Source organism: Salinicola sp. NYA28a (assembly GCF_976982775.1).
The window spans coordinates 1529700-1543619 of record NZ_OZ334582.1; the positions used below are offsets into that span (position 1 = coordinate 1529700).

At 62.4% G+C, this 13920-nt stretch carries 18 protein-coding genes; 7 read left to right on the forward strand and 11 right to left on the reverse strand.

Annotated features, from left to right (window positions below; translation table 11 throughout):
- Positions 1 to 36: 36 nt before the first annotated feature.
- From ACWHY3_RS06880 to ACWHY3_RS06930, 11 genes are all read right to left on the reverse strand, one after another.
- A complete protein-coding gene (locus tag ACWHY3_RS06880; protein ID WP_087717941.1) occupies positions 37 to 426 on the reverse strand; it encodes an acyl-CoA thioesterase in 390 nt (129 codons plus the stop codon).
- A gap of 72 nt (positions 427 to 498) precedes the next feature.
- A complete protein-coding gene (gene mgtE, locus ACWHY3_RS06885; RefSeq protein ID WP_071232903.1) occupies positions 499 to 1854 on the reverse strand; it encodes a magnesium transporter in 1356 nt (451 codons plus the stop codon).
- A gap of 108 nt (positions 1855 to 1962) precedes the next feature.
- Positions 1963 to 2232 (reverse strand): HPr family phosphocarrier protein, encoded by a 270-nt coding sequence (locus ACWHY3_RS06890; protein WP_087717940.1) that lies wholly within the window; start codon positions 2230 to 2232, stop codon positions 1963 to 1965.
- Positions 2219 to 3175 (reverse strand): RNase adapter RapZ, encoded by a 957-nt coding sequence (rapZ, locus tag ACWHY3_RS06895; RefSeq protein ID WP_087717939.1) that lies wholly within the window; start codon positions 3173 to 3175, stop codon positions 2219 to 2221. The genes ACWHY3_RS06890 and rapZ overlap by 14 nt, the downstream gene beginning before the upstream one ends.
- A 17-nt stretch (positions 3176 to 3192) precedes the next feature.
- Positions 3193 to 3672, reverse strand: coding sequence for a PTS IIA-like nitrogen regulatory protein PtsN (gene ptsN, locus ACWHY3_RS06900; RefSeq protein WP_087718112.1), 480 nt, complete (start codon positions 3670 to 3672; stop codon positions 3193 to 3195).
- A 9-nt stretch (positions 3673 to 3681) separates the two neighbouring features.
- On the reverse strand, positions 3682 to 3990 hold the full coding sequence (gene hpf / locus ACWHY3_RS06905; protein ID WP_071232900.1) for a ribosome hibernation-promoting factor, HPF/YfiA family: 309 nt from the start codon (positions 3988 to 3990) through the stop codon (positions 3682 to 3684).
- Between the two features lie 128 nt (positions 3991 to 4118).
- Entirely contained in the window at positions 4119 to 5552 is a 1434-nt protein-coding gene (locus ACWHY3_RS06910) for an RNA polymerase factor sigma-54 (RefSeq protein WP_303853451.1), read from the reverse strand.
- 150 nt (positions 5553 to 5702) lie between these two features.
- Positions 5703 to 6428: an LPS export ABC transporter ATP-binding protein gene (gene lptB, locus ACWHY3_RS06915; protein ID WP_303853452.1), complete on the reverse strand. Its 726-nt coding sequence runs from the start codon at positions 6426 to 6428 to the stop codon at positions 5703 to 5705.
- A gap of 100 nt (positions 6429 to 6528) precedes the next feature.
- Positions 6529 to 7071, reverse strand: a complete 543-nt coding sequence (gene lptA / locus ACWHY3_RS06920) for a lipopolysaccharide transport periplasmic protein LptA (protein ID WP_303853453.1) — start codon at positions 7069 to 7071, stop codon at positions 6529 to 6531.
- Positions 7068 to 7694: an LPS export ABC transporter periplasmic protein LptC gene (lptC, locus tag ACWHY3_RS06925; protein WP_087717935.1), complete on the reverse strand. Its 627-nt coding sequence runs from the start codon at positions 7692 to 7694 to the stop codon at positions 7068 to 7070. The genes lptA and lptC overlap by 4 nt, the downstream gene beginning before the upstream one ends.
- A gap of 150 nt (positions 7695 to 7844) precedes the next feature.
- Positions 7845 to 8855 (reverse strand): KpsF/GutQ family sugar-phosphate isomerase, encoded by a 1011-nt coding sequence (locus ACWHY3_RS06930; protein ID WP_448127893.1) that lies wholly within the window; start codon positions 8853 to 8855, stop codon positions 7845 to 7847.
- Between the two features lie 201 nt (positions 8856 to 9056).
- Here ACWHY3_RS06930 and ACWHY3_RS06935 point away from each other — a divergent pair, with 201 nt between their 5' ends.
- From ACWHY3_RS06935 to murA, 7 genes are all read left to right on the forward strand, one after another.
- Complete coding sequence (locus tag ACWHY3_RS06935; protein ID WP_303853457.1) at positions 9057 to 9872, forward strand: ATP-binding cassette domain-containing protein; 816 nt, start codon at positions 9057 to 9059, stop codon at positions 9870 to 9872.
- Complete coding sequence (mlaE, locus tag ACWHY3_RS06940) at positions 9869 to 10651, forward strand: lipid asymmetry maintenance ABC transporter permease subunit MlaE (RefSeq protein WP_110635231.1); 783 nt, start codon at positions 9869 to 9871, stop codon at positions 10649 to 10651. Before ACWHY3_RS06935 ends, mlaE begins: the two co-directional genes overlap by 4 nt.
- On the forward strand, positions 10648 to 11109 hold the full coding sequence (gene mlaD, locus ACWHY3_RS06945) for an outer membrane lipid asymmetry maintenance protein MlaD (RefSeq protein WP_087717932.1): 462 nt from the start codon (positions 10648 to 10650) through the stop codon (positions 11107 to 11109). The genes mlaE and mlaD overlap by 4 nt, the downstream gene beginning before the upstream one ends.
- A gap of 26 nt (positions 11110 to 11135) precedes the next feature.
- Positions 11136 to 11828 carry an MlaC/ttg2D family ABC transporter substrate-binding protein gene (locus ACWHY3_RS06950; RefSeq protein WP_373419397.1) on the forward strand — a complete coding sequence of 231 codons (693 nt, stop codon included), beginning with the start codon at positions 11136 to 11138 and terminating at the stop codon, positions 11826 to 11828.
- Positions 11825 to 12190: an STAS domain-containing protein gene (locus tag ACWHY3_RS06955; protein WP_448127894.1), complete on the forward strand. Its 366-nt coding sequence runs from the start codon at positions 11825 to 11827 to the stop codon at positions 12188 to 12190. Before ACWHY3_RS06950 ends, ACWHY3_RS06955 begins: the two co-directional genes overlap by 4 nt.
- A 142-nt stretch (positions 12191 to 12332) precedes the next feature.
- Positions 12333 to 12587, forward strand: coding sequence for a BolA family protein (locus ACWHY3_RS06960; RefSeq protein ID WP_448127895.1), 255 nt, complete (start codon positions 12333 to 12335; stop codon positions 12585 to 12587).
- A 57-nt stretch (positions 12588 to 12644) separates the two neighbouring features.
- Positions 12645 to 13907: a UDP-N-acetylglucosamine 1-carboxyvinyltransferase gene (gene murA, locus ACWHY3_RS06965; RefSeq protein ID WP_071232889.1), complete on the forward strand. Its 1263-nt coding sequence runs from the start codon at positions 12645 to 12647 to the stop codon at positions 13905 to 13907.
- Positions 13908 to 13920 lie beyond the last annotated feature (13 nt).

The following is a 13920-nucleotide window of genomic DNA, read 5'->3' on the forward strand; positions in this document are numbered from 1 at the left end:
TTACGGCTTACGGCTTACGGCTTACGGCTTACGGCTTCAGCCCTCGAAGCGGTCCTTGATATAGGTAATCTCGGTGCGGCCGTGGGGCGCGGGGGTCCCGTCGTCGCCGAGATTCACGAAGACCATTCTGTCGATCGTCAGGATACTCTTGCGGGTGATCTTGTTACGCACGTGGCATTCCAGCGTGATCGAGGTGGTGCCGAAGTGCGTGGCCGTAATGCCGAGCTCGATGATGTCCCCCTGACGGGCGCTAGAGACGAAGTTGATCTCGGAGATGTACTTCGTCACGACCTGGGCGTTACCCAACTGAATGATGGCGTAGATCGCCGCTTCCTCGTCGATCCAGCGCAGCAGGCTTCCACCGAACAGTGAACCGTTGGGATTGAGATCCTCGGGCTTGATCCATTTGCGGGTATGAAAGTTCATCCGCTGCTCCTCGTTGGCATCACCCGGCGTCGTGGCCCGCCCTGGCGTTCGGTGGTCGGGCCTGCCGGGTCGTTACAGATAAAAGGCAGTCGCCAGACCCAGGAAAGCGACGAAGCCGACCACGTCGGTAATGGTCGTCAGCAGCACGCCGCCGGACAGCGCCGGGTCGATCTTGAACTTCTTGAGCAGTACCGGAATCAGGGTGCCGGCCATCGTGGCGACGGTCAGGTTGATGACCATCGCCATGGCGATGATCTGCCCCAGCCGGATGTCGTCGAAGCGGAAGACCGACATGGTGCCCACCACCACGGCCCAGATCAGACCGTTGGTCATGCCGACGAGCAGTTCGCGGATCAATAGCCATCGCACGTTGGCGCCGGAAACGTGGCCCAGCGCGATGCCGCGAATCAGCACGGTCAGCGTTTGCGAGCCGGCGATGCCGCCCATGCTGGAGACGATCGGCATCAGCACCGCGAGAGCCGCGATCTGCTGAATGGTGTCCTCGAAGAACCCGATGGCGATAGAGACGATCGTTGCCGCGATCAGATTGATACCGAGCCAGAATGCCCGGCGACGGCTCGTTCGCAGCGCCGGGGCGAAGGTGTCTTCGTCCTCGTCGAGACCGGCCATGCTCATGACCTGATGCTCGGCATCCTCGCGGATGACGTCGACCACGTCGTCGATGGTGATGCGGCCGAGCAGTTTGCCGTCGATGCCGACTACCGGCGCCGAGATCAGGTCATGCTTCTGGAACAGCGTCGCGACGTCGCTGTCCGAGGCGGTGGCCTGAATGGAGTGGAAGTCGGTCTCCATGACCTCGCGCACCAGCACCGAGACATCCGAGACCAGCAGGCGGTTGAGCGACAGGATGCCGATCAGCTCGTCACGACGCGTGACGACCAGCAGGGTGTCGGTGGCATCCGGCAGGCGCTCGTGGCGGCGCAGGTAGCGCAGGACGACATCCAGAGTGATATCCGGGCGGATGGTGATCGCGTCCGGGTTCATCAGGCCGCCGGCGGTATCCTCCGGGTAGGAGAGGACCGCTTCGACCCGCTGGCGTTCCTGCGCCTCCATCGACTGGAGGACTTCCTGGATGACGGTATTGGGCAACTGCTGCAGCAGGTCGGCGAGGTCGTCGACATCGAGACCCTCGGTCGCCGTCAACAGCTGCTCGGCATCCATGCGGTTGAGGAATTCGATCTGGACGTCATCGCCCAGATACTGCAGCACGTCGCCATGCAGCTCGGGGTCCAGCAGGCCCCAGAGAATCTCGCGCTCCTTGGGTGGGCTGGACTCGAGCAGGTGGGCGACATCCACCGGCGCCAGGCCGCGATTGAGCATGCGCCGCGCCTGATCCAGTGCGCCGCTTTCGAGAGCTTCGTTGAGCTTGGCCAGCCGTGGCTGCAGCTTTTCGGGATTGTTGCTCATCCTGAACGGTCATCCTTGAACGACTGGCGGGATGAGCATTCTACCATCGTCGAGCAAAATGACGAGGATGGAAAACGCTGTTCACGAACGGTGTGAAGAGAGTGGGAGCTACTCGTCTTCGTGGAAACGCGCTTCGAAAAGTTCGGCGATCGCGTCCATGGCGGCGTCTGCATCGTCGCCCTCGGTAGTCACGGTCAACTCGGTGCCGCAAGGCGCGGCTAGCATCAGCAGAGACATGATATTGGCGGCATCGGCCTGCCGCTCACGGTGTTGAATCGCCACACGGACGTCGAAGGGTTGGCAGCATTGGACCAGTTTGGTGGCGGCGCGGGCGTGCAGCCCACGACGATTGGTCAGGCGAAGTTCACGTGTCGGCATCGCGCTTGAGTGATCCTGCGTCTTTTGTTGGTGCATCCTGCGGCGCCGGCTCGCGCGGTTCCGAATCCTGCGGGAGCGCGGTCTGAATACCGAGTTCGCGATGGCGAAGTCGAATGTCGGTGGATTCATGATGGAAGTGGCGAGCCAGGCGTTCGATCAGGTAGACCGAGCGGTGCTGGCCGCCGGTGCAGCCGATCGCCACCGTCAGGTAGCTACGATGGCTGGCCAGGTAGGCGGGCAGCCAGCGAGTCAGCCAGGCGTGGATATCGCCCGCCATGGCGTGGACGTCGGGGTAGGATTCCAGAAACTCGACGATCTGGGCATCGCGGCCGTCATAGGCGCGCAGGCCGGGGTCCCAGAACGGATTGGGCAGGCAGCGCGCGTCGAAGACCATGTCGGCGTCCAGCGGCACGCCGCGTTTGAAGCCAAAGGACTCGAAGGTCAACGTCAGACGGCCGCCGGTGTGCTTGGCGACCTGTTCCCCGATCCGCGCCCGCAGTTCGTGTACCGAAAGCCCCTGGGTATCGATCACCAGGTCGGCCATGCGGCGAATCGGTGCGAGATATTCCTGCTCGTGATCGATCGCCTCGGCCAGCGTCATGTCGTTGCCGCGTGTCAGCGGATGACGCCTGCGGGTGGCCGAGTAGCGCTCCAGCAGAATCTTGGCGTCGGCGGTGAGATAGACGACCTGCGTGTCGATCCTGCGCTCTCGCACCGCATTCAGCAGGACCGGGAAGCGTTCGAGCGATTCCGGCAGGTTGCGTGCATCGATGCTGACCGCCACGTTGGGGCGCGTGGGCGGAGCGCTGCGCAGTTCGTCGATCAGCGGTGCCAGCAGATTGGCCGGGAGGTTGTCGATGGCGTAGTAGCCCAGATCTTCCAGCGCCTGCAGGGCGATCGATTTTCCCGAGCCGGAGCGGCCGCTGATGATGACGAGTTGCATGCCTAGTGTGTCCTGGTTCAGTCGTCGTCGTTGGGTTGATGATGACGAATGGCATCGATCAGCGCGTCGTGCAGCGCCTGCTGAGTCTCCGCGTGACGCAACTGCTGTCTGACGCTGCCCTGATTCATGACGCCGGCGACCTCGGCCAGTAGCGAAAGGTGGGTATCGTCCGCTTCTTCCGGTACCAGCAGCACGAATACCAGATCCACCGGTTCACCGTCGATCGCGTCGAAGTCGATGGCGTCCTTCAGGCGCATGAATCCCGCGATCGGCCCCTTGCAGTGAGGGCTGCGCGCGTGAGGGATGGCAACGCCGTTGCCGATCCCCGTGCTGCCCAGTCGCTCACGTCCGATCAGACGGCTGAAGACTTCCTGGCTATCCAGGCTGGGTGTGTTTTGGGCGATGAAGGTGCTGAAGAATTCCAGCAGACGTTTTTTACTGCCCCCCGTGACCCCGTAGAGGATGCGTTCGGGGGGCAGAATGCTTTCCAGTGTCATCATCAGGCGTTAACGGGCGCCGGCGCCTTGGGCGCGGGCTTGTGCCTTCTCTTTGTGTTTGACCAGTTGGCGGTCGAGTTTGTCGGCCAGTGAATCGATGGCGGCATACATGTCGGTATCGCTGGCTTCGGCGTGTAGATCGCCGCCTGCGGCATGCAGGGTACAGGCTGCCTGTTGGCGCTCCTTCTCGACACTCAGGGTGACCTGAACATTGGTGATGTTGTCGTAGTGACGCTCCAAACGAACGAGTTTTTCTCCGACGTAGTCCCGGAGGGCATCGGTCAGCTCGACATGGTGGCCGGTAACGTTCACTTGCATGACACACTCCTGTTGCGGCAGATGGCACTTTTGATTGTAACCCTTTTCAGGTCACTGCAAAGGCATCGTGATCGATATCGCCCGGTTTGGCGAGCCCTGGATTGATTTTGCCTCGTGCAGCCGCACCGTTAGGAAAGGCGCTTGCGCTCACTGGATGAAGGAATGCCCATGGCTTCCCGGTATTTGGCCACGGTACGCCTGGCAACGCAGATATCGGACTGGGCGAGCAATTCGACCAATTTGCTGTCCGAGAGCGGCTTTCTGGGGGGCTCTTCGCCGATGAACTTCTTGATCCGGGCGCGAATCGCGGTGCTCGAATAGCTGTCACCTTCCCCGCGTTGACCGCCGACCTGGCTCGAGAAGAAGTACTTGAGCTCGAACACGCCGCGAGGCGTGTGGATGTACTTCTGTGTCGTGACACGGGAAATCGTCGACTCGTGCATGTCGACGCTGCCGGCGATATCGGCCAGGATCAGCGGCTTCATGGCCTCTTCGCCGCGCTCGAGGAAATCGACTTGGCGCGACATGATCTCCCTGCCGACACGCAGCAGCGTGTCGTTGCGGCTCGAAAGACTCTTGAGCAGCCAGCGGGCCTCCTGCAGATGCTGGCGCAGGAAGGTGTTGTCGTCACTCTTGTCGGCGCGCTTGATCAGGGCGGCGTAGTCGGGCTGGATGCGCAGACGTGGCAGCGCCTCGGCGTTGAGCTCGATGCGCCAGCCGTCGGGAGAGGGCGTGGCGACGAGGTCGGGAATCACGTAGTCGTCGCGGCTGGTATCGAAGCGTTGCCCGGGGCGTGGTTCGAGCATGCGGATCATCGCGATGACGCTGTCGAGTTCGTCGTCCTCGAGCCGCAGCCGGCGCTTGAGCAGTCGACGATCATCGCCGGCCAGGGCCTCGAGAAACTGGCGTACCAGACGTTTGGCTTGTGGCAGCAGCGGGGTGTCCGGGTCCAGCGTGCCGAGCTGGAGCAGCAGGCATTCGCGCAGGTCGCGGGCGCCGACGCCCGTGGGGTCGAACTGCTGCAGGCGCATCAGCACGCGTTCGAGATCCGCCGTGGTCACGCGGTCGCTGCGTTGGGCACGGAGGCTGAGGGCCAGTTCGTCGAGCGAGCCGGTGAAGTAGCCGTCGTCATTGATCGCATCGATCAGGCATTCGCCCAGCTCGCGCTCGCGGTCGTCGAAATCGCCCATCGCCATCTGCCACAGCAGATGATCGTGCAGGCTGGTGACAGCGGCGTTGCGATCGAAATCCGGCGCCTCTTCGCTGCCACTGCTGCTGCCGAGCGATCCGGCGGTGGCGTCCTGGTAGGTGTCGCTCCAGTCGCTGTCGAGCGCCAGCTCTTCGGGAATGTCGCTGGGCCAGTCGTCTTCCGGCGCTTCCGGGGTCTCCTGCTCCGAATACTGCTCTTCCAGCTCCAGCATCGGGTTGGATTCGAGCGCTTGTTGAATCTCCTGGCACAGGTCGAGCGTCGACAGCTGCAGCAGTTGAATCGCCTGTTGGAGCTGAGGCGTCATGGTCAACTGCGTGCCGACTCTGAGTTGCAGCGAAGGCTTCATGGACATGGCGAAACGGTCGTCATAATCAACGAGGGAATAGCCACGTTACTGATTGATCTGACGACATGCAACGATTTATGCAAGAAACATGCCACTCAAGGCGGCTCAGGCAAGGCTGGCCGCCGGAAAGAAACACGGTGGGGGCGGGAAATCGGATTATAACCGGAATTCGTGACCAAGATAGACGTCGCGAACGCGCTGGTTGTCGAGAATGGCTTCGGGGCGGCCCTCGGCAATGATCTGCCCGTCGCCGACGATGTAGGCGTTGTCGCAGATGTCCAGCGTTTCGCGCACGTTGTGATCGGTGATGAGAACGCCGATCTCCCGATCGCGGAGCTGGCGGATGATGCTCTTGATATCGCCGACCGAGATCGGGTCGACGCCGGCGAAGGGCTCGTCGAGCAGGACGAAGGCCGGCTCCGTGGCCAGCGCGCGTGCGATCTCGACGCGCCGGCGTTCGCCGCCGGACAGGCTCATGCCGAGGTTGTCGCGAATATGGTCGACGTGAAAATCGGCGAGCAGCCGCTCAAGCTGTTCGCGTCGTCCGGCGCGGTCCAGATCCTTGCGCGTCTCGAGAATGGCCATGATGTTGTTGGCGACACTCAGTTTGCGAAAGATCGAGGCTTCCTGCGGCAGATAACCGATCCCGGCTCGCGCCCGGTCATGCATCGGCGCACGGCTGAGGTCGTGGTCGTCGATATGAACGCTGCCGGCATCGGACTTGACCAGGCCGACGATCATGTAGAAGGAAGTGGTCTTGCCTGCGCCGTTGGGGCCGAGCAGGCCGACGATGCTGCCCTGGCGCAGGGTCAGACTGAAATCGTGGACGACGCGACGTCCCTTGTAGCTCTTGGCCAGATTGGCGGCCGTTAGCGTTTTCATGGATGCGATCCTTGTGGCGACGCGGCGCAGAGCGATTCAGGCCCGGTGAGCGTGGTCGGGAGCAGAGCCCGAATCTTCTCTGGAATCATGACTGGAATGACTATTGGGACGACTGTTCGGAAGCGTTGCGCGGCGTAAGTGTCATGCGAACGCGACCGTCGCCACTGCCGTCGCCGTCCTGGCTGGAACGAGCCTGGACGCGGCGCGAGTCGAGATAGTATTCGACGTAGGCGCCATCGAAGGTATCGCCGGCCTGATGCAGCTCGGCGTTGCCGACCAGTTCCACGCGGCGCTCGGCGGCGTGATAGACGACGGTGTCGCCCCAGCCCTTGACGATCTCTTCGTCGGGCGCCGGTTTCTGTTCGAGGTAGGCGCGCTCTCCGCCCCCACCTTTGGCGGTGACCTGGTTGACCTCGCCGTTGTTACCCCGCTGGATGTCGACGCGTGCAGCCTTCAGTTTCATGCTGCCTTGTTGCATGTCGACATTGCCGGTGTAGACGGCAGTGCCCTGGCGGTCGTCGAGCTCGAACTGATCGGCGGCGATCTCGATCGGCGAGCTGGCATCGCTTTCCAGTGCCATGGTCGGAAGGCTGGTGAAGCCCAGTGCGGTAAGCACCAGGAGTTGGCCGAGTTCTCGCCTCATGATCCTTGATCCTCAGATTGCTGTGACTGGGATTGCTGTGATTGGGGTTGCTGTGGCAGGTGCCCCTGCACGTTGTCGGTCAGGCGCATACGGTCTTCGTTGATCCAGGCATCGAAGTGATCACCACGCATGCGCTGGTCATGCTGACGCAACACGGCGGGTGTGTCACTCCAGGCATGGGCTTCGCGATTATCGTAATGCAGTGTCTGCGTTTCCAGGCTCCACGCCTGCTCCGGTTGTATCAGGCGCGCATTGCCCTCCAGGGTCAACTGCTCGCCGCTGCGATCCATTACCCCCGTGTCGCTGGTCACCTGCCACTGGCGCTGCTCGTCGTCGATGAGGTAGCCGTGGGGTGTCTCGGTACGAATGACATCGTCGGCGGGCGTGTGTACCAGCCGCGGCGTATCCAGGCGTTGATAGGCGCGCCCCTGAGCATCGAAGCGCGTCATGCTGGCCTCTTCGAGGTAGTAGTCGGGCTCGCCAGTCATGTTGCTGGTTGCGGACTCCTGCTGGTTTTCTCCACGCTGATCCAGATAGGTCAGCCCGCCACCCAGAATCAGCAGTAGTGCCAACAGGCCGAGGCGCCTCCACCAGGGTGACTGAAATCCGGCTGTCTTGGCCACGGTTGCTCCTTGTCTTAAACGAAAGCCTTGATCGAACTGGCGTTGATGAATATGGGCTCTGGCGGCTCGAACCGCGTCGTTGCCTTGGTGCTGGACACGACGGACCGCTTCATTGCAACGATGCCATCGAGGTATGGCCTCGATGGCAGGTCAGATGACCCCGCTTCTCAGCAGATCATGCATGTGCAGCGCCCCCACGGGGACGCCATCTTCGACCACGGCCAGTGCGGTGATCCGGTTGTCCTCCATGATCCGTACCGCTTCGGCGGCCAACATGTCCGGCGTTGCCGTCTTGCCACCCCGAGTCATGACGTCATCGACACGAAGCAGGCTGAAATCGCCACGCTGGTCGAGCGTTCGGCGCAGATCGCCGTCGGTATAGACACCGACCAGCAGGCCGTGTTCATCGACGACGCAGGTGAACCCCATGCCCTTGAGCGTCATCTCCAGCAGCGCCTCTCGCAACGGGCTGCCGGTCGGGACGCTGGGGAGCCGGCTGCCCTCGTGCATGAGGTCGGCGACGCGCAGCAGCAGGCGTTTGCCGAGCGTGCCGCCCGGATGCGACAGGGCGAAATCGTCGGCGCTGAAACCGCGCGCCTCGAGCAGCGCCAGCGCCAGCGCGTCGCCCATCGCCAGTGCGGCGGTGGTGGAAGAGGTCGGCGCGAGATCGTGCGGACAGGCTTCGCGAGAGACGCCGACATCGATGTGTACATTGCTGTACCGTGCCAGAGTGGATGCGGGCCGGCCGGTCAGGCTGACGAGCGGCGCGCCGAGGCGCTTGAACAGCGGGAGCAGACCGGTGATTTCCTGGGTTTCGCCCGAATTGGACAAGGCGATGACCACGTCGTCCCCGGTGATCATGCCGAGGTCGCCGTGGCTGGCTTCGCCGGGGTGCACGTAGAAGGCCGGCGAGCCGGTGCTGGCCAGGGTGGCTGCCATTTTGCGGGCGACATGGCCGGATTTCCCCATGCCGGTCACGATGAGGCGGCCACGACAGTCGAGCAGCAGTCTGCAGGCAGCGTCGAAACAGTCGTCGAGTTTCTCGACGAGCTCACCAATGGCCTGCTGTTCCAGCGTCAGCGTGCGTCTGGCGCTGGCGCGGAAGTCTAGCGTAGCGGGTTCACTCTGAGGCACGGCGGAAGCGACTCGGGGATCGGTCATGGCATGAATGTCGGTCGTGGAATGGTGGGCGCTGGGCGATTTCGGCGCGGCGCGATACGCAAGAGTATACCTTCGATCGTCCGGCGATTCGTCCCTTTGCAGGATAGCAGGCGTGACGGCTGATCAGTGACGGCTGGTCGGTACCATCTAGGTTAAGATACAATGTTCGATAATTGATCTCACTGGATTGGTGGATGCTGCATGGATGATCCGATTATGGTCGAGGTCAAGGATCTGCATTTTTCCCGCGGCAACACGGATATCTTCCGTGGTGTCGACTTGCAGATTCCGCTTGGCAAGATAACTGCCATCATGGGGCCCAGCGGAACCGGCAAGACGACACTGCTGAAGTTGATCGGTGGTCAGCTGGTGCCGGACAGGGGGCAGGTTCTGATCGACGGCCAGGACGTACACCAGCTATCGCGGCGTTCGCTTTTCAAGCTGCGCCGTCGCATGGGCATGCTGTTTCAGAGCGGCGCACTGTTTTCGGACCTCGACGTGTTCGAGAACGTCGCGTTTCCGCTGAGTGTACATACCGAGCTGCCGAACGCCATGGTGCGTGACATCGTGCTGATGAAGCTTCAGGCGGTCGGGTTGCGTGGCGCACGCCACCTGATGCCATCCGAACTGTCCGGCGGCATGGCTCGACGGGTGGCGCTGGCTCGCGCGGTGGCGCTGGATCCGGATCTGGTGCTCTACGACGAACCTTTCGTCGGCCAGGATCCGATTTCGATGGGGGTATTGGTGCAGTTGATCAAGAAGGTCAACCAGGCGCTTGGGCTGACCGCCGTGATGGTCTCCCATGACATCAAGGAGACGCTGTCGATCGCGGACTACGTCTACATCATCGCCGATGGCAAGGTCATGGCGCACGGCACTCCGCAGACGCTGGACGTCAATGATGACGCCCATGTGAAACAGTTCGTGCATGGCGAACCCGACGGCCCGGTGCCGTTCCATTACCCGGCACCGGATTTCTTCGACGACATCCTGGCGCCGGCGGGGCAGTTCTCATGATGCGACATATCCATGCGCTTGGGCGGGCGACGCTCGATATCGTGAGTTCGATCGGCCGGGCCGGGCTGTTTCTGATCCAGTCGATCGTTTGCCTGCCGTCTCGCGAGGGCTTTCATCTTTGGGTCCGACAGATGCACTTTGTCGGCGTGATGTCGGGGGCGATCGTGCTGGTGTCGGGGCTGTTCATCGGCATGGTGCTGGCGCTACAGGGCTTTACCATCCTGGTCGGCTTTGGCGCCGACGAGGCGCTGGGGCAGATGGTGGCGTTGTCGTTGGTTCGTGAGCTGGCTCCCGTGGTCGCCGCGCTGCTGTTCGCCGGCCGTGCGGGATCGGCGCTGACCGCCGAAATCGGCCTGATGAAAGCCACCGAGCAGCTCACCAGCATGGAGATGATCGGCGTCGATCCGCTGCGTCGCATCGTGGCGCCTCGACTCTGGGCCGGTTTCGTCTCGTTGCCCATTCTGACGGTGATGTTCGCCGTGGTCGGCATCTGGGGCGGGTATCTGGTCGGCGTCGACTGGCTCGGCGTCTACGAGGGCTCCTACTGGAGCAACATGCAGGACAGCGTCGACTTCGTCGACGATGTGCTCAACGGCATGATCAAGAGCTTGGTGTTCGGGCTGGTCGTGACCTGGATCGCGGTCTTCCAGGGCTATGACCTGATTCCCACCTCGGAAGGTATTTCGCGCGCGACCACCCGCACGGTGGTATACGCCTCGCTGGCGGTATTGGGCCTCGATTTCGTGCTCACCGCGCTGATGTTTGGAGACCTCGGATGAAGCGCAACAACTTGTTGGAACTGGGCGTCGGCATTTTCATGCTGGCAGGCATTCTGGGGCTGGTGTTCCTCGGGCTCAGGGTCAGCGGTCTGGGCGTTGGCGTGCCCAACGACACCTTCACGCTGACGGCCAATTTCGCCAACATTGGCGGGTTGCGGCCGCAATCCAAGGTCACTATGTCCGGTGTGCGCGTCGGCAAGGTGACCAATATCCAGCTCGACCCCAAGTGGTTCGATGCCAAGGTCACCATGGAGCTGGATTCGGAATACGAAGGCAAGCTTTCCAATGACACCACCGCGGCCATTCTGACCTCCGGCCTGCTGGGCGAGCAGTACATCGGCCTGACCGTGGGCGGGGCGCCGGAGATGCTGCATGACGGTGATGTCATCCACGACACCCAGCAGGCGCTGGTGCTGGAGGAACTCATCCAGCAGTTCGTGTCGAACATGGCCAATTGATTTCAGACGAGGAGTCGATGATGAAAATGAGTTTTGCGCGGTATGACTCGGCGGCGCCGAAGCGCGTCTCAGGCCTGAGCAGGGCCTGGATGGCGGGTGTTGCCCTCGTTGCGATGTGTCTGGCGAGCGTCGCGCCGGTGGCCCAGGCCCAGCAATCGCCGACCCAGGTGATTCAGCAGAGTGTCGATTCGCTGATGTCCGAGCTGGAGGGCAAGAAGGACTACTATGCTCAGCACGATGGTGAGCTCGCCAAGCTCGTCGATACCAACATGGCGGAAGTGGCCGATTTCCGTTACATCGGCGCCAGCGTCATGGGGCGCTATTTCCGTGGTGCCACGCCGGAGCAGCGGTCTCGGTTCGTCAACGTCTTCCGCAAGACATTGATCGACACCTATGCCAAGGGGCTGGTGACGTTCGACTACCAGACGCTCCGGGTGAAGGAGAGCGAGAACGCCGGACGCTACGAGGATCAGGCATCGGTTCCCATGGAGGTGGTTTCCACCAATGGTGAAATCTTTCCGGTCAATTTCACGCTGCGTCAGAATGATGGGCAGTGGAAGGTGATCAACGTGATCGTCAATGGTATTAACCTCGGTCTGACGTTCCGTAATCAGTTCGATCAATCAATGCGGGACAACAATCGTGACATCGAGACCGTGATCAACAACTGGGCGCCGGAAGTCGGTACCGACGAGCTCGAAAAGGGCGGCGACGCGTGAGTCTGCTGCTCGAACGAGAGGACGCCACGCTGGAAGTCGTCGACGGCAACGTGCTGACGATTCGCGGCGAGGCGGACTTCGACAGCGCCGGCCCGCTGGCCCAGGCGGGGCGTCACTGGCTGGCGGATCAGCCGGAAAATGCCAAGGTCTCCTTCGACCTAACCGGCGTGCAGATTCCCAGCAGCGCGGTGCTCAGCGTGCTGCTGGTGTGGGTGCGCAGCGTGCAGCGCCACTCGCTGAGCCTGCAGCGGGTGTCGCTGTCATCGGCGTTGAAGCGGCTGATGGATATCACCGAGCTGGCACCGCTGCTGCCCGCGGTCGAAACCACTTGCGTCGAGTCGCCGCCGCCCCGCCACGACTAACCTGCTTCCATCGTCCCGTCTTGGCGAATGCTTGCGGATGTTTTTGCACGCCGCCAAGATCGCCAAGACGGGGCGCTTTCCGCTACCATGTGGCGCTTTCCCTGCGCATCCGGCGCAGCAGTCACAAGGGAGCCCGATCGTCATGCAACCCAGCGATGTCAAAAGCCGTCTCGAGAATCAGATCGATGGCTGTGAATTTCATATCCAGGGCGAAGGCTGCAACTTTCAGGTCATCGCCGTGGGTGAGGTTTTCGAGGGCATGAGTCCCGTCAAGCGCCAGCAACTGATCTACGGTGCCCTGGCCGACGAGATCGCCTCCGGCGCGCTGCATGCCATCAGCATCAAGACGTATACGCCTGCCCAGTGGGAAACGGCGCCCGAGAATCCCGGCGTCTGATCTTCCTTCTGGGCCTCTCGGGCCGGTCATCTCTATTCGATTCTATAGCGAACCTTCATGGACAAGCTGATCATCACCGGTAATGGGCCGCTCGATGGAGAGGTCTGGGCCAGCGGGGCGAAGAATTCCGCGCTGCCGATTCTGGCCTCGACGCTACTTGCCGACGAGCCCGTTACCATCGGCAACCTGCCGCACCTTCAGGACATCACCACGACGCTCGAACTGCTCGGCCGAATGGGCATCGAGCCGGTCATGGGCGAGAAAATGAGCATCCAGATCGACGGTTCGCAGGTGCGCGATTGCCACGCACCCTATGAATTGGTCAAGAAGATGCGCGCTTCGATTCTGGTGCTCGGTCCGCTGCTGGCGCATTTCGGTACCGCCGACGTGTCGCTGCCGGGGGGCTGCGCCATCGGCTCCCGGCCGGTCGACCTGCATATCCGGGGGCTCGAGGCGATGGGGGCCGACATTACCGTCGAGGGGGGCTACATCCGCGCCCGCGTCGACGGTCGGCTCAAGGGTGCCACGATCTTCTTCGATACCGTGACCGTGACCGGCACCGAGAATCTGCTGATGGCGGCCACGCTGGCCGAGGGCACGACGATCCTCGAAAATGCCGCGCGCGAGCCGGAAGTGGTCGATCTGGCCGAGTGCCTGATCGCCATGGGCGCCAACATCCGTGGGCAGGGCACCGATACCATCACCATCGAAGGTGTCGAGCGCCTCCACGGCTGCCACTATGATGTGATGCCGGACCGTATCGAGACGGGGACGTTTCTCGTCGCCGCCGCCGCGACCGGTGGGCGGGTTCGCGTGCGCAAGACCCGCGCGGATATCATGGAGGCGGTGCTGGCCAAGCTCGAGGAAGCCGGGGCGACCATCACCACCGGCGAGGACTGGATCGAGCTCGACATGGGCGGGCGCCGGCCCAAGGCCGTCAACCTTCGTACCGCGCCCTATCCGGCTTTCCCCACCGACATGCAGGCGCAGTTCGTGGCGCTGAATGCGGTAGCCGAAGGGACCGGCACGGTGGTCGAGACGATCTTCGAAAACCGCTTCATGCACGTGCAGGAGCTCAATCGCATGGGGGCGCATATCGCTCTCGAGGGCAACACGGCGGTCGTGACCGGTGTCGAAAAGCTGTCCGGCGCGCCGGTGATGGCGACCGATCTGCGGGCTTCGGCAAGCCTGGTCATCGCGGCGATGGTGGCTCAGGGTGAGACGATGGTAGACCGGATCTATCACATCGACCGCGGCTACGAGTGCATCGAAGAGAAATTGCAGCTACTGGGCGCGCGCATTCGTCGCGTGCCGGGTTAGGCGACGGCAAGAG

Excerpts from the sequence above, each read along its gene's own strand:
- murA (WP_071232889.1), top strand. The coding sequence starts at position 12,645 with ATGGACAAGCTGATCATCACCGGTAATGGGCCGCTCGATGGAGAGGTC.
- ACWHY3_RS06960 (WP_448127895.1), top strand. The coding sequence starts at position 12,333 with ATGCAACCCAGCGATGTCAAAAGCCGTCTCGAGAATCAGATCGATGGC.
- ACWHY3_RS06880 (WP_087717941.1), bottom strand. The coding sequence starts at position 426 with ATGAACTTTCATACCCGCAAATGGATCAAGCCCGAGGATCTCAATCCC.
- rapZ (WP_087717939.1), bottom strand. The coding sequence starts at position 3,175 with ATGCAACTCGTCATCATCAGCGGCCGCTCCGGCTCGGGAAAATCGATC.
- mlaE (WP_110635231.1), top strand. The coding sequence starts at position 9,869 with ATGATGCGACATATCCATGCGCTTGGGCGGGCGACGCTCGATATCGTG.
- ptsN (WP_087718112.1), bottom strand. The coding sequence starts at position 3,672 with ATGACACTGGAAAGCATTCTGCCCCCCGAACGCATCCTCTACGGGGTC.
- ACWHY3_RS06935 (WP_303853457.1), top strand. The coding sequence starts at position 9,057 with ATGGATGATCCGATTATGGTCGAGGTCAAGGATCTGCATTTTTCCCGC.
- ACWHY3_RS06950 (WP_373419397.1), top strand. The coding sequence starts at position 11,136 with ATGAGTTTTGCGCGGTATGACTCGGCGGCGCCGAAGCGCGTCTCAGGC.
- mlaD (WP_087717932.1), top strand. The coding sequence starts at position 10,648 with ATGAAGCGCAACAACTTGTTGGAACTGGGCGTCGGCATTTTCATGCTG.
- lptB (WP_303853452.1), bottom strand. The coding sequence starts at position 6,428 with ATGAAAACGCTAACGGCCGCCAATCTGGCCAAGAGCTACAAGGGACGT.
- hpf (WP_071232900.1), bottom strand. The coding sequence starts at position 3,990 with ATGCAAGTGAACGTTACCGGCCACCATGTCGAGCTGACCGATGCCCTC.
- ACWHY3_RS06930 (WP_448127893.1), bottom strand. The coding sequence starts at position 8,855 with ATGACCGATCCCCGAGTCGCTTCCGCCGTGCCTCAGAGTGAACCCGCT.
- ACWHY3_RS06890 (WP_087717940.1), bottom strand. The coding sequence starts at position 2,232 with ATGCCGACACGTGAACTTCGCCTGACCAATCGTCGTGGGCTGCACGCC.
- lptA (WP_303853453.1), bottom strand. The coding sequence starts at position 7,071 with ATGAGGCGAGAACTCGGCCAACTCCTGGTGCTTACCGCACTGGGCTTC.
- ACWHY3_RS06910 (WP_303853451.1), bottom strand. The coding sequence starts at position 5,552 with ATGTCCATGAAGCCTTCGCTGCAACTCAGAGTCGGCACGCAGTTGACC.
- mgtE (WP_071232903.1), bottom strand. The coding sequence starts at position 1,854 with ATGAGCAACAATCCCGAAAAGCTGCAGCCACGGCTGGCCAAGCTCAAC.